Here is a 23663-nt window from a genome sequence, read left to right on the forward strand (position 1 = left end):
GCGGGCGCGGCTGCCCGCAGGCCGGACAGTCCCTAGGAACCCTCCTGGGCCTCCGCACGCAGGAAGTCGGTGATCAGGCGGGTCACCTCGCCGGGCCGCTCCAGGCTCGGCAGGTGGCCCGCCCAGGGCAGCTCCAGGTGCCGGGCGCCGGCGATGCGCTCGGGGAGCCGTGCCGGGATCGCCCGGAAGTCCGCCACGTCGTGCGCCCCGGAGACGGCCAGGCAGCGTGCCGTGACATGGGCGAGGTCCACGTCGGGACCCGCCTCGCAGAAGTCCACGGCCGCCGCGGCCTGCACCTCGAAGGCCAGCCGCTGCATCATGCGGAGCTGCGCCACGGCCTGCTCGCCGGCCTCGGGGCCGAACCACATGCCGACGTTCAGCTCGACCGCCGCGTCGATGTCGCCGGCCGCCAGCAGCGCGTCCTCACGGGCACCGAAGGACTGCAGGTCCGGCCCTGGCACATGGCCCGGCATCCCCGGGCAGAGCAGCAGCAGGTCCGTGAACCGCTCCGGCCGGTGCGCGGCCGCCTGCAGCGCGATCCGGCCGCCGTAGGAGGCCCCGACCACCGCCGTCCGCTGCACGCCGAGGTGGTCCAGCAGGTCCAGGACGTCGCCGGCGTCGCTGTAGGGGCGCTCGCCCACCGGGGAGTCGCCGAAGCCGCGGAAGTCGCAGCGGACCACCCGGAAGCCCGCGGCGGCCAGCGGCTCCCACTGCGGGTCCCACATCCGCCGGTCGCACACCGAGGAGTGCAGCAGGAGCAGCGTGGGACCGGTCCCTGCGATGTCGTAGCCAAGAGTCATCTGCCGGACGCTAGCCGAACCCCTGACCTGGGGCATCGCATTTAGCCCACGGCCTACGACAGCAGCTCCGCCAGCCGGTCGCGGACGGCTTCCTTGCCGTCGAGGCGGGTCGGGATCAGGTGATCGGGGGCGGCCGGGTCGCGGGAGAGGGCGTGCAGGCGCCCGTCGTGGCGGGCCAGGACCAGGTCGGTGCTCTCCCCCGCGATCTCGGCGGAGCCCTCGGCGGTGTAGTGGGTGACGGTGACCAGTGCCGAGCGCTCGGCCGCAGCCAGCAGCTCGTCGGTGTCCACCGCCTTGTCGCGGTCGGCCTCCCCGCCCTTGGGCAGCCAGTCGGTGACGATGCGCAGGGCCTGGTCGAGGACGTACAGGCCGATCTGGTGGACGCCGAGCGCGTCGATGCGGACCATCAGGCAGATCCGCTCGGGCTGCGGCAGCAGCAGGATGCGCCACGGCTCGCCCGGCCGCGAACCGGTGATGCGGGCGTCGAGCACCATCCTGGCCCGCTGCTGGAAGGCCACCGCGATGCCCAGGTCGCCGCGCACCTGGACCTGCTCGCCGGTGTCGCCGGCCAGCAGCAGTTCTCGGGCCGCCAGCGACCTGACGGCCTCGGTCAGCTCGTCCTCCGAGGGCCTGGCCTCCAGGAAGTCCACGATCGCGTCGACCGCGGTCAGCTCGGCGATGGTGTAGGCGCCGAGCATGACCGGGCCGGTGTGCACCAGGTTGACCACGGCGGTGACCAGCCCCGAGGGGACGGCCGCCTCGCCAGGTCCTGGGCCGGGCGGCTGCTCGGGGGTGCCGGGCCGGTATCCGTCGTCGCGGCTCTCGTCGCTCATCGCGGGCCTCCCGTCGGCCATACGGTCGCCGCGGACGCCCGGTCGCTGCTCGCGCGCAGGACGGCGGCGGCGGTGCGGGACGGTGTCTGGGTGATCCACACCTCGGAGTTGCCGAACAGCCCGCGCCCGCCCCGGTCGGACAGCGCCTGGCCCAGCTCGCCTGCCAGGTCCTGCCGGTCGGGCGGCGGGAAGCGGGCGGCGAGCTGCTGGGAGACGGCGGTGACGTCGTCGGACTCCTCGATCCTGCGCAGCGCCTTGGTCAGCGACCTCGCCACCGGCGGTGTCAGGGACGTGGGCACCGCCACGATGGGCGAGAGGTACATGGGGCGCCGCTCCGTCATCCGGGACAGGCCCCACGGTCCGACGTTGCTGCCGGTGAAGCGGTAGACGACGTAGTCCATCAGGTGCCGCAGGTCGTCGATGCTGGGCATCTTGCTGCCGCCGAAGGCCGCCGGGGTCTTCTCCAGCTGCACCCAGGTGCCGGTCGCGGTACGCCCGTGCAACTTCTCGCGCACCACGTGCCCGCGCATGCCGATGTCGGGGTAGCGGGTCTTGTCGATGTCGCGGTGATGGCTGGACAGCCGCGGGTGGCTGCCCTTGGCCGCCCGCCACCTCTCGTACAGGTTCGGGTCGTCCACCAGCACATGCCCGCCGCACAGCACGTCGTGCAGCTGCGGGACCTGGAGACCGTGCTCCTCCAGGCCAGCGAGGATCTCCGCCTCCTCGGCACTGAGCCGTGCGACGGCGGCGATCAGGCCCCTGCGGTACTCCCCCGCCCGCGCGGTGATCTCGATCGTCAGCCGGACCCGGTTGCGCACCTGCTCCGCCCGGGCGTCGGCGGCGTCGGACGACGACCCGCCCGGCCACCCGGCGCGTGCGGCCCGCTTGGCGGACGCCAGTGGGTGCTTGCGGTCCATCTGGCCAGTACAACACGGGTGGCGCGGTCCCGCAGCGGCTCCGCCGGGGGGCCGCCGCGGGCGGGGTCGGCGCGGTGGTCAGCCCTGGGTGCGGGCCGGCAGCCGCCAGCCGGGCCGCGGGAAGTGGCAGGTGTAGCCGTCGGGGTAGCGCTCCAGGTAGTCCTGGTGCTCGGGCTCCGCCTCCCAGAAGGGGCCCTCGGGCTCGACCTCGGTGACCACCTTGCCGGGCCACAGGCCCGAGGCGTCCACGTCGGCGATGGTGTCCTCGGCGATGCGCTTCTGCTCGTCGTCCACGTAGTAGATCGCCGACCGGTAGCTCAGGCCGATGTCGTTGCCCTGGCGGTTCTTGGTGCTCGGGTCGTGGATCTGGAAGAAGGTCTCCAGGATCGCCCGGTAGTCGGTCCTGTCAGGGTCGAAGGTGATCTCGATCGCCTCGGCGTGGGTGCCGTGGTTGCGGTAGGTGGCGTTGGGCACGTCACCGCCCGTGTAGCCGACCCTGGTGGCGGTCACTCCGGGCAGCCGGCGCAGCAGGTCCTGCATCCCCCAGAAGCAGCCGCCCGCCAGTACCGCCTTCTGCATCTGCGTGGCCATCTCGTTCCTCTCCGCAGTCAAACGTCATGGACAGCCGCCGGGGTGGGGGCGCGGCCGTGGCGCCGCCGCCTGCCCACCGGCTCTGCTCTACCCAACGCTCGGGGGGCCGCCACGATTCCGCGTTCTGCCCGGGAGCCGCCGGTCAGGGCGGTGGCGGCCCCCGCCGGGGACCTGCGGGTCAGGGCTGCGGGAGGCGCCCGCCGTTCGCCTCCGCCAGGACCTCCCAGTTGTCCGCCACCAGGCCGAGGTGGCCGAGCTTGTCGGGGTTGTTCACCGTGCGGATCGTCTGGATCCGCCCGTCCGCGATGTCGAGCGCCATGGTGTTGAGCACCCTGCCGTCGCCTGTGCGGAAGATCGCGCCAGGCTGGCCGTTGACCTCGTGCTGCTCCACGACCGCGCCGATCCGCACGAACATCGGGAAGACCGCCGTCAGCACCCCGGCCACGGTGTCCGCGCCGTCGAAGCGGCTGGCCACCTGCGGCGCCTTGCCGCCCGCGTCGCCGACCATGTGGACGTCGGCGGCCAGCAGCTCCCGCAGCCCGTCCACGTCGCCCTCGCGGAAGGCGTGGAAGAAGCGCGCCGCCAGCTCCTGGCGCTCCCTGCGGTCGGCCTCGAAGCGCGGCCGGCCCGCGTCCATGTGGCGGCGGGCGCGCACCGCGAGCTGCCGGCAGGCGGCGGGTGAGCGCCCGACGGCCGCCGCGACGTCGGGGAAGCCGAAGCCGAACACCTCGCGGAGCACGAAGACGGCGCGCTCCAGCGGGCTGAGCCGCTCCAGCAGCAGCAGCGCGGCCATGGACACCGAGTCGGCCAGCTCGGCCGACCGCTCCGGGTCCTGGTAGGGGTCGGTGAGAAGCGGCTCGGGCACCCACGGCCCGACGTACTCCTCCCGCCGCACCCGGGCCGAGCGCAGCACGTCGATGGAGATGCGGGTCACCACGGCCGACAGGAACGCCTTGGGCGAGGCCGGCGACGTGGCGGAGCCGCGGTAGCGCAGCCAGGTCTCCTGCACCGCGTCCTCGGCCTCGCTGACCGAGCCGAGGATGCGGTAGGCGATGGAGAACAGCAGCGGGCGCAGATCCTCGAACTCCGCGGTGCGTGCGCCCTCCCCGGCAGGCGTCACGCCAGCTCCTCGGCGAAGCCCTGGCGCCACGAGGGGTAGCGGGGCTCCCAGCCCAGCGCCTGCTTGGCCTTGGCGTTGGAGAAGCCGCGGCCCTGGGTCATCATGACCACCGCCTGCTCCCCGGCCAGCAGCCTGGCCAGCCACACCGGGACCCGCATGGGCGGCTTGGCGCCGGCGCAGCGCGCGAGGTGCGGCAGCCACTCGGCGGCCGGCGCCGGTTCGTCGTCGACGATGTTGAACACGCCGGTGGCCTTCTGCTCCACGGCCAGCACGGTGGCGCTCGCCGCGTCGTCCAGGTGCACCCAGGAGCTGTAGCCGCCGCCCTTCCCGACCAGCGGGTACTGCCGCTTGCGCACCAGCGTGACCTGGTCGTCGATGGCGCCGGGGCCGTAGAAGGCGCCGTAGCGCAGGACGGCGCCGCCGGCCGCGAGCACCACGTCCTCCGCGTGCCGGATCGCCTCCATGCCGACCTGCGCCGCGGTGCCGGGCAGCAGGTCGAGCGGGTCCTGCTCGGTCTTGACCCAGCCGCCCTCGCGGATGCCGTTCCAGCTGGCGTAGCCCTGCGCGACGATGTGGGAGACGCCGGCCTCGGCCGCCGCGGCCAGCAGGTTGTCGGTGCCCTCGGTGCGCAGCCGGTTGGTCATGGCGAACCAGCGGTCCGGGTGCTTGATGTCCGGCTTTCCCGCGTGGGCCATGGAGATCGCGGTCATCTGGTGCACGATCGCGTCGGGGCGCGCCCCGGTCACCGCGGCGGCGACCGAGTCCGCGTCCAGGCCGTCCATCACCACGCCCTCGGCGCCCAGCCGCCGCGCGAGGTCCAGCTTGGCCGCGCTCGTCGTCGTAGCCGTCACCTGATGGCCGCGGGCCACCAGCTGCGGCACCAGCCGCCGCCCCAGGACCCCCGTACCGCCCGCCACGAAAACCCGCATGACGCTCACCTTCCGTCTTCCATGATCTGCCTCTCGACAGCGAGACGAGACAGCCCTGCCGTCTGTGACACTCCCCGCAGGAAGCCGGCGCCCGGCAGGGCGGATCTGCCCGGGACTCCCGTACGGCGGCGGCCGGTTCGGCATGATGGGGGCGTGCCGGACTACACAGAGCTGAGGCTCGCCGACGGGACCGCGGTCCGATTCGAGCTGGGGCCGGGCGGCGCGGTCGCCGTACCGACGCAGGCAGGGCCGGGCGACCTGCCCGACGGGCGGGGCGACCTGCCGGAGGGGATGGGCGACGCCGTTCCTGTGGGGCGCGGCAGCGCGGCGGCCCGGGCCTTCGCCGTGGAGTCGCTGCGTACGGCGCTGCGACCGCTGGGGCCGCTGCTGCAGGAGGTGCACGACGCGATCGCCGCGTCGGACCGGCCGCCGCGCGAGGTGAACGTGACGTTCGGGGTGGAGGTCGGGCAGGATCTCAAGCTGGGCATCGTGGGCGCCGCGGGGAAGGCGCACATGACGGTCTCGGCGACCTGGGGTCCCGAGGCGGCGCCCGGGCCAGCCGGCGAGGGCGCCGAGCAGGATACGCCCGCCTCCTGACGCCCCAGGTTCCCGCGGACGCCGCCGGGCGAGGACGCCGACCGCATGGGTGGTGGGCGCGTGGGTACGATGCGGCCACGATCTCGCCTACGAAGGAGTCAACGGTGGTGACCAGCCAGCCGGCCGCCTCGCTCCGGTCGCGTTACGTGGAACAGGCCGCCAGCGATCTGCAGGACAACCGCCGCAGACAGCAGGAGCTGGCCGAGAGCATCCGGGTGCTCAAGCAGGAGGAGGCGCTGCTCCTGGACATCCTGACGCTCGCCGAGCGCTACGGCTCCGATCCCGGCCCCGCTGCCGACGCCCCCGTCCAGGCCGAGACCGCCACCGTACCCGCGCCGCGCGAACCCGAAGCCGCGGCGGCCCCGGAAGAGCACAGGCACCGGGCGAAGGCACCGCAGGCGCTGCTCGGCGACCTGCTCGCGGGGCTGCTGGAGGGCCACGACGAGCCGCGGCACGCGAAGGAGCTGCGCGAGGAGCTGATGGACGAGCACCCGGACCGCAGCCCGACCCCGCAGGTGGTGCGCAACACCCTGGAGTCGCTGGTCGCCAAGGGCCGCATCCGGCGGCACAAGCAGCGCCGCTCGGTGCTGTACTCCCTGGTCTAGGCCCCGACTCCCTGGTCTAGGCCGTGTTTTGGAAGTCCCGCCTGCCCCGCGACGCCTGGCACGCACGCTCGCTGCGTTGTCGGAGTCGTCCGAGTAGGCCCACTACGAGGACGACCCTCCGCCATGCGATCGCACGCACCAGACGCCGCGGGGCCCGCCCTGTGGGCGGACGGCCCTACTTCCAAAACACGGCCTAGGTCCCGGGCTGCCGGCGGGCCGCGAGGGTGGCGCGGGTGGCACCCGCCGCCGTCAGCAGCCAGCCGGCGACCGCCACCCACAACAGGACGGTGCCGAGCCCGTGCGGCCAGCCGATCGCGGCGGCCTGGCTGGTGGACAGCGACGCGACCGCGGTCATGCCGAGCGGGAAGACGGTGGACCAGCGGCGCAGGTCGTAGTGCAGCCGCGGCCTGACGAACTCCGAGACGGCGAGCACCGCGTATCCGGCCAGGTCGAGGACCAGCAGGACGAGCGTGCCGGCACGCAGGGCATCGTGGGCGCCTCCCGTCCACACCGGGGACGCGGTCAGTTTGGAGGCGGCCAGCGCCGAGATGGCCAGCGCTCCCGCGGCGATCCACTGGTCGCCCGCTCCCCTGCCGATCTCGCGCAGGTCGAAGCGGACCAGCGCCTCGCCGTAGAGCAGGACTCCCAGAGCGCAGGCGGCCAGGGCCGCCCAGGCCAGCCAGTCGTCGTGCTCGGCGAGGGCCAGGGTGGCGGCGAGCACCGCGAGCCCCTGGGTGGCCACGCACACCAGGAAGGCCGCGCCGGGCGCCGGGCGCCTCAGGTGCCGCAGCACCGACATCAGCAGCCACGGCCAGACGGCGGCGGCCAGCACCAGCAGGACGGCGGCGCCGGTCTGCCGGCCGAACAGCGAGAGCCGGGTGCCCAGTACGCAGGTCGCCGCGACCGCGGTGAGCGCGGGCGGGTTGGCGGCGGTGGCCTGCCAGCCGGCCCGGTCGAGCCCGAACCGCACCGCGAAGGCTACGGCCAGCACCACCCACATGGCCCCGGCCAGCGCCAGGGCGGCGCCGGAGAGCGTGGGGTGGCCGGTCAGGTGCAGGCCGACCGAGACGATCCCGGTGGCCATGACCGCGGCCCCCGCCCCGGGCGGCGCGGCCCGCAGTACCGCCATCACGCGCCCGGCGGCGGGCCGCAGCGCGGCGGGCGGTGCGGGGCTGCCCGCGGCGGGGCGACCCCGGAGTGTGCTCACCCTTTCATCGCACCGCGGCCGGGCCCCGCCCGCCACCGCGTGGGAGCCAGAGGAACGACACCCGGCGCGTCGTCCGCCCGCGACCGCCCGCGACGGCCACCGTAGAGGAGATTGCGGCAGATCCGTCCGGAGAAAGGCTGATATGCGGGAGACCACGGACGGCACCGCCCGCCCGCCCGGCGAACCCGACGCCGTGCTGCTGCGGGCCGGCCGCTACTTCCGCCGCGGGCAGCCCGCAGCCGACCTGCACAGCGAGCACGTCGAGGGCGGCCGGCAGGCCGACCGCTTCTACCGGGACCGCTGGAGCCACGACAAGGTCGTCAACTCCACGCACGGGGTGAACTGCACCGGCTCGTGCCGGTGGAAGGTGTACGTCAAGGACGGCATCATCACCTGGGAGACGCAGGCGACCGACTACCCCACCGTCGGCCCCGACAAGCCGGAGTACGAGCCGCGCGGCTGCCCCCGCGGCGCCGCCTTCTCCTGGTACACCTACTCGCCGACCCGGGTCCGCTACCCGTATGTGCGCGGCCTGCTGCTGGAGATGTACCGGGAGGCCAAGGGCCGGCTCGGCGACCCGGTGCTCGCCTGGGCCGACATCCAGGCCGACCCGGAGCGCCGCCGCGCCTACCAGCAGGCCCGCGGCAAGGGCGGCCTGGTGCGGGCGGGCTGGGACGAGGCGGTGGAGATCGTCGCCGCCGCCCATGTGCACACCATCGCCGCCCACGGCCCGGACCGGATCGCCGGCTTCTCGCCGATCCCGGCGATGTCGATGGTCTCGCACGCGGCGGGCGCCCGCTTCATGTCGCTGATCGGCGCCCCGATGCTGTCCTTCTACGACTGGTACGCGGACCTGCCGGTGGCCTCGCCGCAGGTGTTCGGCGACCAGACGGACGTACCGGAGTCCGGCGACTGGTGGGACGCGGCCTACCTGGTGATGTGGGGCTCCAACGTCCCCGTCACCCGCACCCCCGACGCCCACTGGATGGCCGAGGCCCGCTACCGCGGGCAGAAGGTCGTGGTGGTCGCACCGGACTACGCCGACAACGCGAAGTTCGCCGACGAGTGGCTGCACCCGCACCCGGGCACCGACGCGGCGCTGGCCATCGGCATGGGCCACGTTCTGCTCAGGGAGTTCTTCGTCGAGCGGCAGGTGCCCTTCTTCACCGACTACGTGCGCCGCTTCACCGATCTGCCCTTCCTGGTCACGCTCGCCGAGCGCGACGGGGCGTACGTGCCCGGCAAGTTCCTGCGGGCCGCGGACCTCGGCGGCGCCGCAGGGCAGCAGGAGGCCGCCGAGTGGAAGACCGCGGTGTGGGACCTGGCGGCCGGCGCACCCGCGGTGCCTGGCGGCTCGGTCGGCTTCCGCTGGGCGGAGTCGGGGCAGGGGCGGTGGAACCTCGACCTCGGCGGCATCGACCCGGCGCTGACCCTGATGGGGCTGGCCGACGCGGGCCCGGCCGAGGTGCTGCTGCCGCGCTTCGACACCGACGGCGGCCCGCACGGCCAGGGCAGCGGCGGGGTGGTGCGCCGCGGGGTTCCGGCGGTGCGGCTGGCAGGCGGGCACCTGGTCACCACGGTCTACGACCTGCTGCTCGCGCAGTACGGCGTCGACCGCGACGGCCTGCCCGGGCAGTGGCCCGCCTCCTACGGCGACCCGGACACCCCGGGCACCCCCGGCTGGCAGCAGGCGCACACCTCGGTGCCGGCGGCGGTGTGCACGCGTATCGCCCGGGAGTTCGCGCGGACGGCGGAGCGCTCGCGGGGCCGCTGCATGATCCTGATGGGCGCGGGCACCAACCACTGGTTCCACTCCGAGACGATCTACCGCGCCTTCCTGGTGCTGCTGCAGCTCACCGGCTGCCAGGGCCGCAACGGCGGCGGCTGGGCGCACTACGTCGGGCAGGAGAAGACCCGCCCCTCGACCGGCTGGGCGACGCTGGCCGGCGCCGCCGACTGGTCGCGCCCGCCCCGGCAGGCGATCGGTACCGCCTACTGGTTCCTGCACACCGACCAGTGGCGCTACGACCGCTTCGCCGCGGACGTCCTCGCCTCGCCCCTGGGGCAGGGGCGCTTCGCCGGGATGACCGCGGCGGACTGCCTGGCGCAGGCGACCAGGGCCGGCTGGATGCCGTCGTACCCGACCTTCGACCGCAACCCGCTGGACCTGGCCGAGGGCGACGACCCGGTGGCGGCCGCGGTCGCCGAACTCACCGCGGGCACGCTGAAGTTCGCCTGCGAGGACCCGGACGCCCCGCAGAACTGGCCGCGGGTGCTGACCCTGTGGCGGGCCAACCTGCTCGGCTCGTCGGCGAAGGGCGCCGAGTACTTCACCCGGCACCTGCTGGGCACCCACTCCTCGCTGCGCGCCCAGGAGGCCGAACCCGGCGTACGCCCGCGGGACGTCGTGTGGCACGAGCGGGCGCCCGAGGGGAAGCTGGACCTGCTGCTGTCGCTGGACTTCCGCATGACGTCCTCGACGCTGCTGTCGGACATCACCCTCCCCGCCGCCACCTGGTACGAGAAGCACGACCTGTCCAGCACCGACATGCACCCTTACGTGCACGCCTTCTCCCCCGCCGTCGACCCGCCCTGGCAGGCCAGGACCGACTTCGAGGCCTTCCAGGCGATCGCGGCGCGCTTCAGCGAACTCGCCGCCGGCCACCTCGGCACCCGGCGCGACCTGGTGGCGACCGCGCTGCAGCACGACACCCCCGGCGAGATCGCCCAGCCCGGCGGGCTGGCCCTGGACTGGCGGCGTGGCGAGTGCGAGCCGGTGCCGGGCAGGACCATGCCGGTGCTGACCGTCGTTGAGCGCGACTACACCGCGGTCGGTGCGAAGATGGCCGCGCTCGGCCCCCTGGTGGAGCGCCTGGGCCTGCCCGCCAAGGGCGTCACGCTGCACCCGGACACCGAGGTCGAGGTGCTCCGCGCCCTCAACGGCGCGGTCTCCGGCGGCGGCGTCGCCGACGGCAGGCCGCTGCTGGACACCGCGGCCAAGGCCGCCAACGCGATGCTCGCCCTGTCCGGCACCACCAACGGCCGCCTGGCGGTGCAGGGTTTCCGCACCCTGGAGAAGAGAACCGGCAGGCCGCTGGCGCACCTGGCCCAGGACAGCGAGTCCCGCCGGGTCACCTACGCCGACACGCAGGCCGCCCCGGTGCCGGTGATCACCTCCCCCGAGTGGTCGGGCAGCGAGTCGGGCGGGCGCCGCTACAGCCCCTTCACGCAGAACACCGAGCAGCTCAGACCGTGGCACACCCTCACCGGGCGGCAGCACTTCTTCGTCGACCACGACTGGATGCACGAGATCGGTGAGGCGCTGCCGGTCTACCGGCCGCCGCTGGACATGCACCGGCTGTTCGGCGAACCCGCGCTCGGACCCGACGGGCAGCGGGAGGTGACGGTGCGCTACCTGACCCCGCACAACAAGTGGTCCATCCACTCCGAATACCAGGACAACCTGCTGATGCTGTCGCTGTCCCGCGGCGGCCAGGTCGTCTGGATGGCGCCGCAGGACGCCGAGGCGATCGGGGTGCACGACAACGACTGGATCGAGGCGGTCAACCGCAACGGCGTCGTGGTGGCCCGGGCGATCGTCTCGCACCGGATGCCGGCCGGCACCGTCTACATGCACCACGCGCAGGAGCGGACCATCGCCGTCCCCCGGGCGCAGGCCACGGGCAGGCGCGGCGGCATCCACAACTCGCTGACCCGGCTGCTGCTCAAACCCAGCCATCTCATCGGCGGTTACGCCCAGTTGAGCTGGGCCTTCAACTACCTCGGCCCGACGGGCAACCAGCGCGACGAGGTCACCGTCATCCGCCGGCGCAGCCAGGAGGTGGAGTACTGATGCGGGTCCTCGCGCAGGTCGCGATGGTGATGAACCTCGACAAGTGCATCGGCTGCCACACGTGTTCCGTCACCTGCAAGCAGACCTGGACCAGCCGCAGCGGCATCGAGTACGCGTGGTTCAACAACGTGGAGACCCGCCCGGGACAGGGCTACCCGCGGCGCTGGCAGGACCAGGACACCTGGCGCGGCGGCTGGCGGCTCAACCGCCGCGGCCAGCTCACCCTGCGGGCCGGCAGCCGGATCGCCCGGCTCGCGGCGATCTTCGCCAACCCGGTGCTGCCCGGCATCAAGGACTACTACGAGCCGTGGACGTACGACTACCGCACCCTGGTCAACGCCCCGCTCGGCGACGACTACCCGGTGGCGCAGCCGCACTCGCTGATCACCGGCAAGCCCATGAAGATCGAGTGGAGCGCCAACTGGGACGACGACCTGGGCGGTTCTGTCGAGCACGGCGACGCCGACCCGCTGCTGGCCCGCACCCGCGCGCAGGGCGAGCAGGCGGCGCAGAAGGTCAGGGCGGCCTTCGAGCAGACCTTCATGTTCTACCTGCCGCGGATCTGCGAGCACTGCCTGAACCCGTCGTGCGTGGCCTCCTGCCCCTCGGGGGCGATCTACAAGCGCGAGGAGGACGGCATCGTCCTGGTCGACCAGGACCACTGCAGGGGCTGGCGGCAGTGCGTCACCGGGTGCCCGTACAAGAAGATCTACTTCAACCACCGCACCGGCAAGGCGGAGAAGTGCACCTTCTGCTACCCGCGGATCGAGGTCGGGCTGCCGACGGTGTGCTCCGAGACGTGCGTGGGCCGGCTCCGCTACCTCGGCGTGGTGCTCTACGACGCCGACGCCGTCACCGCCGCCGCGTCCGTACCGGAGGACCGGGACCTCTACGCCGCGCAGCTGGGCGTCTTCCTCGACCCCGCGGACCCCGGGGTGCGGCGGGCCGCCGAGCGCGACGGCATCGCCCACGACTGGATCGAGGCCGCCCGCCGCTCCCCCGTGCACGCGCTGATCAGCCGCTACCGGGTGGCGCTGCCGCTGCACCCGGAATTCCGCACCATGCCGATGGTCTGGTACATCCCGCCGCTGTCCCCGGTCGTCGAGGCGCTGACCGAGACCGGGTTCGACGGCGAGGACGCGGGCAACCTCTTCGGCGCCATCGACAGCCTGCGCATCCCGGTCGAGTACCTGGCCGAGCTGTTCACCGCGGGCGACCCCGCTCCTGTGCGGGCCGCGCTGGACCGGCTGGCCGCGATGCGCGCCCACATGCGGGCGGTCAACCTCGGGGAGAGCCCGCCGGGTTCGCCCTCGGACGCGGCGGCGGCGGTCGGCATGAGCGGCACCGAGATCGAGGAGATGTACCGGCTGCTGGCCGTCGCCAAGTACGACGAGCGGTACGTCATCCCGACCGCGGCCGTCGGCGACGCCCGCCGCCTTGAGGAGTCCGCGCTGCCCGAGGACTGCTCGCTCGACCACGACGGCGGCCCCGGCATGGGCGGCGCGGGACCCTTCGGCGAGGACTCCGGGCACCGGCGGCTGCCGCTGGTGGCGCTGGAGACCTTCCACGCCCTGCGCAGACGGCAGACCCGCGACGAGGAGCCCGATCGGTGAGCGCCCGCGGTGCCGGGGGCGACCGGCACGCGGCGGCGGTCGTCCACCAGGCTGCCGCCCGCCTGCTCTGCTACCCCGACCGGCAGATGCCGGCCGAACTCCCGCTGCTGCGGGCCGCGCTGGAAGCCGCCGGCACCCGGCCCGCGCAGCTGCTGCGGCCGCTGCTCGACCACCTCGGCGGCACCGCGCTGCCGGAGCTGACCGCCGGCTATGTGCGCACCTTCGACTTCACCACCCGGCACTGCCTGCACCTGACGTGGTGGACCGACGGCGACACCCGCCGCCGCGGCGAGGCACTGGTGCGCTTCAAGGAGCGCTACCGGCAGCACGGCCTGGAGCCGGTCGGCGAGGAACTGCCCGACTTCCTGCCCGTGGTGCTGGAGTTCAGCGCCGCCGCCCGCACCGACGTGCTGCTGCGCGAGCACCGCCCGGCGCTCGAACTGCTGCGGCTGGCCCTCACCGAGGACGGCACACCGTATGCGGCGGCGCTTGAGGCGGTGTGCGCCACGCTTCCCGGGGCCTCGCCCGCCGACCGGGCCGCCGCGATGGCGACGGCCCGCAGCGGACCGCCGCGGGAGGAGGTGGGCCTGACGCCGTACGGGCACCTGGGCCTGCTGCCGGTACTCAGCACATGACGCGCCGGCGCGCCGCCCCGCAGGCCGACCGCCCCCGCCCTTGCACCGACCGCCCCCGCACCGACCAGGAGCCGCGCCGATGACGACCCTGCTGTGGGGCGCCCTGCCCTACCTCGCCTTCGCCCTGCTGGTCAGCGGGCTGGTCTGGCGGCACCGCTACGACGCCTTCGGCTGGACCACCCGCTCCTCGGAGATCCACGAGTCGCGGCTGCTGTCGGTCGCCTCGCCGGTCTTCCACTACGGCATCCTGTTCGTGCTGGCCGGGCACCTGCTCGGCCTGTTCGTGCCCGCCTCGTGGACCGACGCGACCGGCGTGCACGAGCGCGCCTACCACCTGCTGTCGCTGATCGGCGGCACCATCGCCGGAGTGCTGGCCATCGCCGGCATCGCGGTGCTGGTCTACCGCCGCCGCACCAACGCACCCGTGCTGCTGGCGACCACCCGCAACGACAAGTTCATGTACGTGCTGCTGGTCGGCGAGATCGCGATGGGGCTGTACGCGAAGCTGTCCAACTCCTCCTTCTCGCACGGCTACGACTACCGCAGCACCATCGCACCCTGGGCGCGCAGCCTGTTCACACTGGACCCGAAGACCGAGCTGATGCAGAGCGCGCCCCTCACCTACCGCATCCACGCCGTCATCGGCATGGTCCTGATCGCGGTGGTCCCCTACACCCGGCTGGTCCACATGTTCAGCGCACCCGTGCAGTACCTCTTCCGCCCCTACATCGTCTACCGCAGCCGCGGCCCGCTCACCGAGCAGCCGCGGCCGCGCGGCTGGGAGGAATTCACGGACGTTTGAACCGTGCGCACGGAAAAGCGACTCACGCCACGGGAATTACCATCCGCACCAACACGGTCAATTCAACTCATGCGATCCAGGCCGGGCGAACTGGTTACGGCACAGGGCGGCCTGCCGCTACTCTCGGCTCCCCAAGTGTTTCTTGAACCACCGCAGCAGGGAGATCCAGAACCATGTCGTACGATGTGCCGCCGCCGTCCGGCCCGCCGGCCCAGCCGCCGAACTCCGCCGGTCCGTCAGGAAACTCCTTCGACCCGTCATCGGTCGACCGCCGAGACTGGGCGATTCTCGGAATCGGGTTCATCGTCTTCATCTTCTCGTTCTTCAACTACTACAAGTGGGATTACAGCGGCTTCGGCATCAAGCTCAGCAAGACCTGGAGCGCCTGGCACTTCGACCACGGCCTCTTCATAGCCTGGCTCGCGATGGTCCTCACCGTGGCCGGCGCCGCCGTACTGGCGGTCAGCCTGTTCTCCCCCGCCGTCCAACTGCCCGCGCCGGCACGGCAGCTGTCCTTCCTGGCGTTCGGGGCGGGATTCGTCCTCTACGTGATCGCGATCTTCGCGCACTCGGACTTCGGCCCCGGTGGCGGCCACGACTTCAGCTTCTGGATCAGCCTCATCCTGTCGGGTGTCGGCGCCGTCGTCGCGCTGATGCGCGCCCAGCAGACGAACACCGCGCTGCCCGGCCCGCTGGCGAGCCTGCCGCGCATCGGCAAGTGACCCCGCGCCGCCGCTAGGCCGCGGCAGAGGAGCGGGGGCCGCCACTTCGGTGGCGGCCCCCGGTCCTGGCAGGACGTGATGATTGGTCAACTATGTGTGTGCAGCCGGGAGTTGCCCGAGGGGGTGCGGGCAACTCCCGGCCCGGCCCGCTCAGGGAATGTGCGGGCCGCCCAGGTAGTGCCCCTGGGCGTCATAGGGCCACGCGTTGGCCACGCAGCCGTGCAGGCCGTCGATCTGCTGCATCATCGCCGGGGCCGGCCGCCCGGGGCCCGGGCAGCCCTCGTGGCCGTGGCCTATCCGGTGACCCACCTCGTGGTTGATGATCAGCGCGCGGTACTCGGCGACCGGTCCGGGGAATTCCGGCGAACCGGTGTTCCAGCGCTTGAGGTTGACCACCACCTGCGGTCCGACGTCGCAGTTCACCTCGCCGTGGGTGTGCAGCCCCGCGGCTCCGCAGATGGCGTCCACCGTCGCCGGGCTGGCGATCTTCACCACGAAGTCGTAGGTGCCGCCGGAGACGAGCTGGAAGGCGTCGCGGTGGTCGGCGGTCCAGCCGCGGGGGTCGCCGAGGATGTCCTCGATCTCCCGGGCCGCGCTGTTCGCCGACACCCCGGTGCCCTGCTCGACCTGCACCTTGTAGCGCCGCACCAGACCCTGGCCCACCCGCTTGCCCGACAGGGTGGCGGTGCTGAAGACCCCCGCGCCCTTGTCAGGGCCTGCGTCCCCCGCCGCCTGCGGTGTCCGGCGCGGCGCCTTGCCGGGCGCGTGCGGTGCCGGGGCGGACGCCCGCGGCGCCGTGCTGCCGGTGTCCGCACCCTTCCCCGTCCCGTCCGCGGCCGAGGACTCCCCCGGGTGCCGGTTGGCCAGCGCCGCACCGGCCAGCCCCACGGCCAGCACCGTGCACAGCACGTACAGCCCGCGCCGCCTGCGCGGGGCGCCGCGCCCGCCTACGTGTCCTGACCCGGCCCGTGCCGGGGTCCGCGGCCTGCGTCTGCTTCCGTGCTGCATGGCATTCACCCTGGTCGCGCCAGGTGATAGCCACTGGCCCAACGAGTCACGGAACCGTAACAGGCCTGCGCGCCGGCCCCCGGCACGGACACGGGGACGGGGCGGGTCCCTGGCGGACCCGCCCCGTCCCGGGCGCAGCAGCGGACGGTCAGACGACCGCGACACCGTTCGAATAGCTCTTCATGTTGAACACAGCGAAGCCGTTCTGGACCGGATCGCCACTGTTGTTGATGCAGTGCAGCATGCCGCCGCCGCCCGCGCCGTTGAGGCACACGGTCATCAGGTCGGTGAAGACCACACCGGGGGTGTCGGGGACCTCGTAGGTCGCGTCGGTGTAGATGTCGGCGTTGAGGTTGAAGAAGCAGTAGCTGCCCAGACCCCAGGCCTGGTGGTCCCTGACGTGGTCGCCGACCTTGTAGGCCGCGTAGCCCTTGGTCGAGCCGTTCACCCAGGCGGACTGGGTGGGCACGTCGTAGGGGTTCTCGTTCTGGAAGAAGTACGTGCGCCCGTGCTCGCCGTTCCAGATCACCTCGTACTTCTGGTAGTGCTCCACGAACAGCCCGTAGGTGGTGACGTGGTCGCCGTTGACGACGATGCCGGTGTCGGCGGGGTTGACCGTCCAGCCCACCGTGCCGTCCAGGCCGTGGTCGGCACGCCACAGCCACAGGTGGTCGCAGATGACGTCGTTGCTGTCGATCTGCAGGCTGATGCCCGCGCCGCCGGCGATGGCGCCGCCGATCCGGGCGAAGACGTCGTAGAGCACCGTCGGGTCGTCGGTGTGGCGGCGCCGGCTGCGGCCCTCGCCGACCTTGAGCAGCACGGGGGTGTGCTTGGAGGCGGCCTCGACCAGCACACCGGCCACCGTGACGCCGCTGACGTCGGCGACTTCGATGAGCGTGTTGCCGTGCGTGGAGCGCAGCGTGGTGTAGCCCAGGCCCAGCACGACCGTGCCGGGGCGGGTGACGTGGATGGTGGAGGACAGGTTGTAGATGCCCGGCGTGAAGAGCAGGTGCCGGCCCCTGGACAGCGCCCGGTTGATGTCGGCGACGGAGTCACCGGGCTTGGCGACGAAGAAGCGGGACAGCGCGATGCTGTGCCCCGCGGTGCGCCCGTCCGCCCAGGTGGTGCCGGTGCTGCTCCGGTGCAGGGCGGGCACGAAGACCTGGTAGTCGCCGTGCCGGTCCACCGTCAGGTACGGCTTCTCGCGGACGACCGGGGTGCGGTCGACGGTGGTCATCGGGGGCGTCGGGAAGGACTGGGCGGGGGCGCCCTCGACGCCGACGAAGACCATGTTCCAGTTGGCGCCGGTCCAGCTGCCGAAGGTGTCGTTGCGCGACAGCCACTGCTGCTGCGAGCCGGAGTTCACCTGGCCGTCCACCACGCTGTCGGCCAGGAAGCCGCCGCTGGACCACCCGTTGCCGGGCGGGCTGGGCATCAGGATCATGTCGCCCTTGACGTGCACCCGGCGCATCGGCCCTGCCTGCGCGACGGCCCAGCGCTCCAGGCCGTCGGGGGGCGCGATGCTGATGTTCTCCGCGGCCCGCCAGAAGTCCTGCGTGCCGTTGCCGTCGAACCACTGGGCGTCGACGGTGACATGGCCGTTGATCAGCACGTCGTCGGGGCTGTCGCCGAGGCCCAGCACATGGGTGTAGAAGCCGACGTTGATGTCGACGTTGTACGTGCCCGGCATGAAGGCCAGCGCGTACCGCTCGTCGCCGAACTGGTTGGACTCCTGGATGGCGAAGACGGCGTCGCACTGCGCCTGGATCGCCGCGTCCCCCATCGAGGGGTCGAAGACAAGGACGTTGGGGCCGAGGTCGGCGCCCTTGTGCGGGTGCGCGGGGGACGGCGAGGCGAAGGCTGACCCGGTGGCGATGCCGCCGGCCAGCGGAACCGCGGCGGCGACGGCCGCCCCGCGCAGCACGGAACGGCGAGTGGGGATAACGGACACGGCTCTCCCTGGAGTGGTGGATGGGGGAGGTGGTCACGGTTGGTCCTGAACCGCGAGAGAGCGCTCTCAGGGACGAAGTGAAGCACCAGGGCCATGCAGCGTCAATAAAGAAGTGGTCATGAACCGTCCAGAAGATGAACGCAAAGGCACGGAACGGCCGGTTGTCCCGGATTCACGGAGCGCTCCGGTCCGGTTGACGGTGCCGCGCTCTGACCTGCCCGTGGCCTGCGGTGGTCGCGGGACTGCGGTGGCAAGGGGGGCACAGGTGCAGCGGGAGGCCGTCGACTCCCGTTCAGCAGTTGTTCAACTCACTGTTCGTGCCCGGGCTTTGTGCCCTCCCTAACCTCCCTGGAGGTTTGCGAAAGAAGGGACTCATGGACACTCCCCCCGCAGTCCGGGCTCGTGGGATCACCAAGTGCTTCGGCGAGGTCGTCGCACTCGACGGCATCGATCTGGATGTGGCGCAGGGTCAGATCCACGGCCTGGTCGGACCGAACGGCGCAGGCAAGACGACCCTGCTGGGCCTGCTGCTCGGCCTTGCCGCAGCAGACAGCGGCAGTCTCGACATCCTCGACACCCCGGTGGGCCGGGCGCTCACCGCCCCGGAGGGCGTCGCGGGCTTCGTGGACGGCCCGGGTCTGTACCCCTCGCTCACCGCCCGGCAGAACCTCGCTGCGCTCGCCGCGCTCCGCGGCGGGCGCCGGGCGCGGGGCGCCGGCATCGACGACGCGCTCGACCAGGTCGGGCTGACCGACGTGGCCGCCGACAAGGCCCGCGGCTTCTCGCTGGGCATGCGGCAGCGGCTCGGGCTCGCCGCGGCCCTGCTCACCAGGCCCCGGCTGCTGGTGCTCGACGAGCCCTCCAACGGCCTTGACCCGGCGGGCAAGAAGCACGTGCACGGCGTGCTGACCCGCCTCGCGGCCGAGGGCACCGCCGTGGTCCTGTCCAGCCACCGCATGGACGACCTGGAAGCGCTCTGCTCCGAGGTCACCATCCTGTCCACCGGGCGGATCGTCTTCACAGGGCCGCTGAGCAAGCTGGCCGCGGAGAACAGCGAGCTGGACTACCGGCTGCTGACCTCCGACCCGCAGACCGCCCGCCGTATCGCAGACGGGACCGCGGACGTCCACGTCGCCGGCAGCGCCGCGGAGTGGCGCGGCGCCGAGGCGCTGGTGGTACGCGCGCTGGTGCCGGCCCTGGACGAACTGGTGGCGCACCTGGTGCGCGACGGCGTCGCGATCCGCGAACTGGCGCCGGTGGTCTCGCCGTTGGAGGCCGCCTTCCTCGCCCTCACAGAACCGCAGGAGGCCGGCCGATGACCGCCACCGCAACCGCGCCGGCCGCCCCGGCCGCCGCCGGGCCACCCCGTGTCTCGGTGGCCCGCGGCTACCGCTTCGAAGTGGTCAAACTCGTCTCGCAGTGGCGTGTCAGGCTGGTCGTCCTGGCCTGCTGGCTGGCGCCCGCGCTCTTCGTCGCCGCGGTCAGCCAGCAGAGCACACTGCCCTCCGACACCCTCTTCGGGCGCTGGATGCACGCCACCGGATGGGCCGGGTCGCTGGTCATCCTGGGCTTCTCCGGCACCTGGGCGCTGCCGCTGCTGACCTCGCTGGTCGCCGGCGACGTCTTCGCCGCCGAGGACCGGCTCGGCACCTGGCGCCACCTGCTGGTCGCGGTCAGGTCACCGCGGCGGATCTTCGCCGCGAAGGCGCTGGCCAGCCTCACCGTCATCCTGCTGCTCGTGGTCGGCCTGGCCGCCTCCAGCATCGTCGGCGGGCTGCTGGCGGTCGGCAACCACCCGCTGGTGGGCCTGGACGGCCACCTGCTGGCGCCGTCGGACGCGGCCGGCAAGGTGCTGATGGCCTGGGCCTGCGTGCTGGCCCCGACGCTGGCGCTGGCCGCGATCGGGCTGCTCGGCTCGGTGGCGCTCGGGCGGTCCCCGATGGGGCTGCTGCTGCCCGCACTGGTGGCACTGGCGATGCAGCTGGCGCAGATGCTGCCGCTGCCGGTGGCGGTGCGTCTGGCTCTGCCCGGCTACGCCTTCATCTCCTGGAGCGGGCTGTTCACCGACCCGGGGCAGTTGCGCCCGCTGGCGGTCGGCGTCGCGGTGAGCCTGGTGTGGGCGGTGGTCGCGACCGCGCTGGCCTACGCCGTCTTCGTCCGCCGGGACTTCACCAACGCCTCCTACGACGGCCACGGCCGGCGCGCGGTCACCGTCGGTGTGCTGCCGCTGGCGGCACTGCTGGGCGCCACCGTCGCGGGGGTGGCGGTGGCCACTCCCTCGATGCACTCCGGGATCGAGCAGGACAAGGTCCAGCGCTCGGTCGCGGTCGCCTTCGCGCACCTCTACCGGATGCAGACCGACGAGCTGAACCGGCCCGCCGTCACCGAGGCCCAGCTGCGGGTCTCCGCGGCCTGCAACAAGGGCGGCGGCCAGCGCACCGCCGAGGGCGCGGGCAACGACTGGCGCTGCGTCGTGTCCTGGCACCTGCCCGGCGTGCGGGCGGTGGGCTCGGCCGTCTACCAGCTCGACATCACCTCTGACGGGCGGTTCGTCGCCGACGGCGACGGGCCGAAGGAAGTGAACGGCTACTTCCTGGTACGGACCCCGAACGGGGACGCACCGAACCCGCTGTGGCAGTTCGACGGCAACGTCGAGCTGCTCGACACCACCCCGAAGGGATAATCCCATGCAGGTAGTACGGCAGCGTCGGACGGAAGAGAAGGCGCAGATCAGCCTTCTCGGTCGACGTGTCGGCCGCAGGAGCGCGCTGGTGACGGCGTGCATCACGGTCGCGCTCGGTGTCACGGGCACTGCGGTCGCCTCGACGCAGCAGTTCGGCACGCAGCAGGTCGGCCAGATCACGGAGAACGGCCAGGTGGTCTCCGCCGACCAGTACATCGCCCCGTACGGCGACCGGCTCGTCATCAACAACGGCAAGATCATGTCGTCCACGGTCAGCCCGGACGGTACGCACCTCGCGGCGTCGATCACCGACGGCGGCCTGGCGATGAGCATCGTGGACCTCAAGAGCTGGAAGGTGCAGCAGCTCGTCGGCAACTCCGCGTCTGCGGACCTGCGGATCAGCGGGAACGACGTGGGCCAGGAAGGGCCCACCTACTCGCCCGACGGCAAGCAGCTGTGGCTGGGCCAGACCGACGGCTACACCAAGTTCACCGTGAACCCCGACGGCACCGTTGCCAACCCGGTCGCCGTCAAGATCCCGGCGGACGGCCCGAAGCACGCGCTGGTGGGCGCCGCGGTCTTCTCGGCCGACGGCTCGACCGTCTACTCCGCGGTCAACGGCCAGAACCGGGTCGTGGCCATCGACACCGCAACCGGCACCATCACCCACAGCTGGACCGTCGGCAACGCCCCGCGCGACCTGGTCCAGGTCGGCGGCAAGCTCTACGTCAGCAACGAGGGCGGCCGTACCGCCAAGCCCGGCGAGAGCACCATCAACTCGTACAACACCCAGGTGCCCGCCAACCCGGTGACCGGCGCGACCACCACCGGCACGGTCAGCGTCATCGACCTGGCCGACCCGGCCGCCGCCGTCGGCAGCATCGGCGTCGGCCTGCACCCGACGGCGATGTACGCCAAGGGCCGGGCGCTGTTCGTCACCAACACCGCGACCAACGACGTGTCGGTCATCGACACCGCCAAGGGCAAGGTCGTGCAGACCATCGCCACCCAGCCGTGGCCCGAGGCCTCGGTCGGCTACGAGCCGAACGCGGTGACGCTCACCGACGACGGCCACCTGCTGGTCACGCTGGGCCGCGCCAACGCGGTCGCCGTCTACCGCTACACCTCCCCGCAGGAGCCGGTCAGCTACGTCGGCCTGCTCCCGACGGACTACTTCCCCTCCGAGATCGCCACGGTCGGCAACAAGGTCGTGGTCTCCAACACCCGCGGCGTCGACGCGCTGCGCCCCACCACGGCGGCGGGGCACGGCACCCACGACACCACGTCGAGCCTGACGCAGTTCACGCTGCCGAACGACCGGGTGATCCGCTCGGAGACCGCCAAGGTCTTCAAGCAGAACGGCTGGGGCAAGAACGACGTCGCCGTGGCCCACGGCAAGCAGAAGGGCAAGAAGCCGGTCCCGGTGCCGGTGCGGCTCGGCGACCCCTCGACGATCAAGCACGTCTTCCTGATCGTCAAGGAGAACCGGACCTACGACCAGGTCTTCGGTGACATGCCGCAGGGCAACGGCGCCCCGGCGCTTGCGCAGTTCGGTGCGAACGTGACGCCCAACCAGCACGCGCTGGCCGAGCAGTTCGGGCTGTACGACAACACCTACGACATCGGCACGAACTCCGCCGAGGGCCACAACTGGCTGATGCAGGCCGACAACCCGGAGTACACGGAGTCCTCCGCCGGGGAGTACCTGCGCAGCTACGACACGGAGGACGACGCGCTGGGCCACCAGCGGACCGGCTTCCTGTGGAGCGGTGCGCAGGCGGCGGGCAACACCGTGCGCGACTTCGGCGAGTTCCAGCAGTTCCTGACCAAGCCGGCCGGCGCCACCTGGCAGAACCTGTACTGCGACTCCAAGACCATGGAGGCGACCGGGCAGGGCACCGCCTACCCGCTGGACTCGTCGTCGCCGATCCCGTCGCTCAACGACGTGTCGGTGCACGGCTTCCCGAAGTTCGACACCAGTGTTCCCGACGTCTACCGGGAGCAGATCTGGAAGCAGGACTTCGCGAAGAACGGCCCGGCGAACCTGAACATGTTCTGGCTGTCCAGCGACCACACCGGCGGCCCGGCGAACTCCGCGGCCCAGGTCGCGGACAACGACCTGGCGGTCGGCCGGATCGTCGACACGATCTCGCACAGCCCGTACTGGAAGGACTCGGCGATCTTCGTCGTCGAGGACGACTCCCAGGCGGGCCTTGACCACGTCGACGGCCACCGGGCGCCGATCCAGATCATCAGCCCGTACGCCCAGCACGGCACGGTCGACAACCACTACTACTCGCAGATCACCATGATCCGCACCATCGAGCAGATCCTCGGGATCCACCCGATGAACCAGAAGGACAGCGCGGCCACCCCGATGGCGGGCGCCTTCACGTCGAAGCCGGACTTCACCCCCTTCACCGCTCTGCCCAACCGCACGTCACTGACCGCCGGTCTGGCCACCCCGCCGTCGTGCGGTGTGGACGTCCCGGCCCCGCAGGACCCCGCCGCGGCGCCCGCGCCCAAGGCGACGGTGCCCGCGGCCGAGGCGCCGGTCGCAGCGCAGTGGAACGCCTGGAAGACGCACCAGCGCCTGACGGGCACCAACGCCGTCCCGGACTTCGCCAACCCCGCCCAGATGAACCACCTGACGTGGTACGAGACGCACGACTGGGCCAAGCCGTACCCCGGTGAGAACCGGATCTTCGCCCCGAACGACGTCCCCGGCGCCTACATCCCGTCGGCCGAGGCCGACGACTGACCGGTCCTGGACACCCGAGGGCGGCCCCCGGCCGGC

19 protein-coding genes are annotated in these 23663 nt (G+C 72.4%); 10 read left to right on the plus strand and 9 right to left on the minus strand.

Annotated elements, in window-relative coordinates:
* Positions 1-32 precede the first annotated feature (32 nt).
* The 6 genes from JT723_RS20275 to JT723_RS20300 all read right to left on the minus strand — a co-directional run bounded on the left by JT723_RS20275 (position 33) and on the right by JT723_RS20300 (position 5190).
* Positions 33-800 (minus strand): alpha/beta fold hydrolase, encoded by a 768-nt coding sequence (locus tag JT723_RS20275; RefSeq protein WP_205046127.1) that lies wholly within the window; start codon positions 798-800, stop codon positions 33-35.
* Between the two features lie 53 nt (positions 801-853).
* Entirely contained in the window at positions 854-1633 is a 780-nt protein-coding gene (locus tag JT723_RS20280) for a hypothetical protein (RefSeq protein WP_205046128.1), read from the minus strand.
* Positions 1630-2550: a hypothetical protein gene (locus JT723_RS20285; protein ID WP_205046129.1), complete on the minus strand. Its 921-nt coding sequence runs from the start codon at positions 2548-2550 to the stop codon at positions 1630-1632. The genes JT723_RS20280 and JT723_RS20285 overlap by 4 nt, the downstream gene beginning before the upstream one ends.
* A 78-nt stretch (positions 2551-2628) precedes the next feature.
* Positions 2629-3141: a peptide-methionine (S)-S-oxide reductase MsrA gene (gene msrA / locus JT723_RS20290; RefSeq protein WP_205046130.1), complete on the minus strand. Its 513-nt coding sequence runs from the start codon at positions 3139-3141 to the stop codon at positions 2629-2631.
* A 178-nt stretch (positions 3142-3319) separates the two neighbouring features.
* The gene (locus JT723_RS20295) at positions 3320-4261 is read right to left on the minus strand and encodes an RNA polymerase sigma-70 factor (RefSeq protein ID WP_205046131.1); all 942 of its coding nucleotides are present in this window, start codon (positions 4259-4261) and stop codon (positions 3320-3322) included.
* On the minus strand, positions 4258-5190 hold the full coding sequence (locus JT723_RS20300; protein ID WP_205046132.1) for an NAD-dependent epimerase/dehydratase family protein: 933 nt from the start codon (positions 5188-5190) through the stop codon (positions 4258-4260). The genes JT723_RS20295 and JT723_RS20300 overlap by 4 nt, the downstream gene beginning before the upstream one ends.
* Positions 5191-5343: 153 nt before the next feature.
* Between JT723_RS20300 and JT723_RS20305 the strand changes: the two genes are divergently transcribed.
* Positions 5344-5787, plus strand: a complete 444-nt coding sequence (locus JT723_RS20305) for a CU044_2847 family protein (protein ID WP_205046133.1) — start codon at positions 5344-5346, stop codon at positions 5785-5787.
* A 107-nt stretch (positions 5788-5894) separates the two neighbouring features.
* Positions 5895-6392 carry a hypothetical protein gene (locus tag JT723_RS20310; protein ID WP_205046134.1) on the plus strand — a complete coding sequence of 166 codons (498 nt, stop codon included), beginning with the start codon at positions 5895-5897 and terminating at the stop codon, positions 6390-6392.
* Positions 6393-6585: 193 nt separating this feature from the next.
* On the opposite strand, the gene JT723_RS20315 is transcribed toward JT723_RS20310, so the two are convergent.
* Positions 6586-7599 carry an SLAC1 family transporter gene (locus JT723_RS20315; RefSeq protein WP_307794052.1) on the minus strand — a complete coding sequence of 338 codons (1014 nt, stop codon included), beginning with the start codon at positions 7597-7599 and terminating at the stop codon, positions 6586-6588.
* Positions 7600-7741: 142 nt separating this feature from the next.
* Between JT723_RS20315 and JT723_RS20320 the strand changes: the two genes are divergently transcribed.
* The 5 genes from JT723_RS20320 (at position 7742) to JT723_RS20340 (ending at position 15224) form a co-directional block, all read left to right on the plus strand.
* Entirely contained in the window at positions 7742-11452 is a 3711-nt protein-coding gene (locus JT723_RS20320) for a nitrate reductase subunit alpha (protein ID WP_205046135.1), read from the plus strand.
* On the plus strand, positions 11452-13065 hold the full coding sequence (narH, locus tag JT723_RS20325; protein WP_205046136.1) for a nitrate reductase subunit beta: 1614 nt from the start codon (positions 11452-11454) through the stop codon (positions 13063-13065). Before JT723_RS20320 ends, narH begins: the two co-directional genes overlap by 1 nt.
* 86 nt (positions 13066-13151) lie before the next feature.
* Complete coding sequence (gene narJ, locus JT723_RS20330) at positions 13152-13700, plus strand: nitrate reductase molybdenum cofactor assembly chaperone (protein WP_205046179.1); 549 nt, start codon at positions 13152-13154, stop codon at positions 13698-13700.
* Positions 13701-13779: 79 nt separating this feature from the next.
* Entirely contained in the window at positions 13780-14502 is a 723-nt protein-coding gene (gene narI, locus JT723_RS20335) for a respiratory nitrate reductase subunit gamma (RefSeq protein WP_205046137.1), read from the plus strand.
* 173 nt (positions 14503-14675) lie between these two features.
* Entirely contained in the window at positions 14676-15224 is a 549-nt protein-coding gene (locus JT723_RS20340; RefSeq protein ID WP_205046138.1) for a hypothetical protein, read from the plus strand.
* 150 nt (positions 15225-15374) lie between these two features.
* On the opposite strand, the gene JT723_RS20345 is transcribed toward JT723_RS20340, so the two are convergent.
* Positions 15375-16232, minus strand: coding sequence for a DUF3152 domain-containing protein (locus tag JT723_RS20345; RefSeq protein ID WP_205046139.1), 858 nt, complete (start codon positions 16230-16232; stop codon positions 15375-15377).
* Between the two features lie 148 nt (positions 16233-16380).
* Positions 16381-18183 carry a pectate lyase-like domain-containing protein gene (locus JT723_RS20350; RefSeq protein WP_251513183.1) on the minus strand — a complete coding sequence of 601 codons (1803 nt, stop codon included), beginning with the start codon at positions 18181-18183 and terminating at the stop codon, positions 16381-16383.
* A 374-nt stretch (positions 18184-18557) separates the two neighbouring features.
* On the opposite strand from JT723_RS20350, the gene JT723_RS20355 reads away from it, so the two are divergent.
* The 3 genes from JT723_RS20355 to JT723_RS20365 are packed head-to-tail and all read left to right on the plus strand — an operon-like array spanning position 18558 to position 23627.
* Positions 18558-19502, plus strand: a complete 945-nt coding sequence (locus tag JT723_RS20355; protein ID WP_205046140.1) for an ABC transporter ATP-binding protein — start codon at positions 18558-18560, stop codon at positions 19500-19502.
* Complete coding sequence (locus tag JT723_RS20360) at positions 19499-20866, plus strand: ABC-2 transporter permease family protein (protein WP_205046141.1); 1368 nt, start codon at positions 19499-19501, stop codon at positions 20864-20866. The genes JT723_RS20355 and JT723_RS20360 overlap by 4 nt, the downstream gene beginning before the upstream one ends.
* 4 nt (positions 20867-20870) lie before the next feature.
* A complete protein-coding gene (locus JT723_RS20365) occupies positions 20871-23627 on the plus strand; it encodes a bifunctional YncE/alkaline phosphatase family protein (RefSeq protein WP_205046142.1) in 2757 nt (918 codons plus the stop codon).
* The last annotated feature ends 36 nt before the right edge of the window (positions 23628-23663 follow it).

It is taken from the genome of Actinacidiphila bryophytorum, from assembly GCF_016916835.1.
GTDB lineage: Bacteria > Actinomycetota > Actinomycetes > Streptomycetales > Streptomycetaceae > Actinacidiphila > Actinacidiphila bryophytorum.

Bases quoted from the DNA above. Each gene is read 5' to 3' on its own strand.
- JT723_RS20340 (WP_205046138.1), top strand. From the start codon at position 14,676: ATGTCGTACGATGTGCCGCCGCCGTCCGGCCCGCCGGCCCAGCCGCCG.
- JT723_RS20320 (WP_205046135.1), top strand. From the start codon at position 7,742: ATGCGGGAGACCACGGACGGCACCGCCCGCCCGCCCGGCGAACCCGAC.
- JT723_RS20285 (WP_205046129.1), bottom strand. From the start codon at position 2,550: ATGGACCGCAAGCACCCACTGGCGTCCGCCAAGCGGGCCGCACGCGCC.
- narI (WP_205046137.1), top strand. From the start codon at position 13,780: ATGACGACCCTGCTGTGGGGCGCCCTGCCCTACCTCGCCTTCGCCCTG.
- JT723_RS20355 (WP_205046140.1), top strand. From the start codon at position 18,558: ATGGACACTCCCCCCGCAGTCCGGGCTCGTGGGATCACCAAGTGCTTC.
- JT723_RS20345 (WP_205046139.1), bottom strand. From the start codon at position 16,232: ATGCAGCACGGAAGCAGACGCAGGCCGCGGACCCCGGCACGGGCCGGG.
- JT723_RS20360 (WP_205046141.1), top strand. From the start codon at position 19,499: ATGACCGCCACCGCAACCGCGCCGGCCGCCCCGGCCGCCGCCGGGCCA.
- JT723_RS20275 (WP_205046127.1), bottom strand. From the start codon at position 800: ATGACTCTTGGCTACGACATCGCAGGGACCGGTCCCACGCTGCTCCTG.
- narJ (WP_205046179.1), top strand. From the start codon at position 13,152: ATGCCGGCCGAACTCCCGCTGCTGCGGGCCGCGCTGGAAGCCGCCGGC.
- msrA (WP_205046130.1), bottom strand. From the start codon at position 3,141: ATGGCCACGCAGATGCAGAAGGCGGTACTGGCGGGCGGCTGCTTCTGG.
- JT723_RS20365 (WP_205046142.1), top strand. From the start codon at position 20,871: ATGCAGGTAGTACGGCAGCGTCGGACGGAAGAGAAGGCGCAGATCAGC.
- narH (WP_205046136.1), top strand. From the start codon at position 11,452: ATGCGGGTCCTCGCGCAGGTCGCGATGGTGATGAACCTCGACAAGTGC.
- JT723_RS20300 (WP_205046132.1), bottom strand. From the start codon at position 5,190: ATGCGGGTTTTCGTGGCGGGCGGTACGGGGGTCCTGGGGCGGCGGCTG.
- JT723_RS20280 (WP_205046128.1), bottom strand. From the start codon at position 1,633: ATGAGCGACGAGAGCCGCGACGACGGATACCGGCCCGGCACCCCCGAG.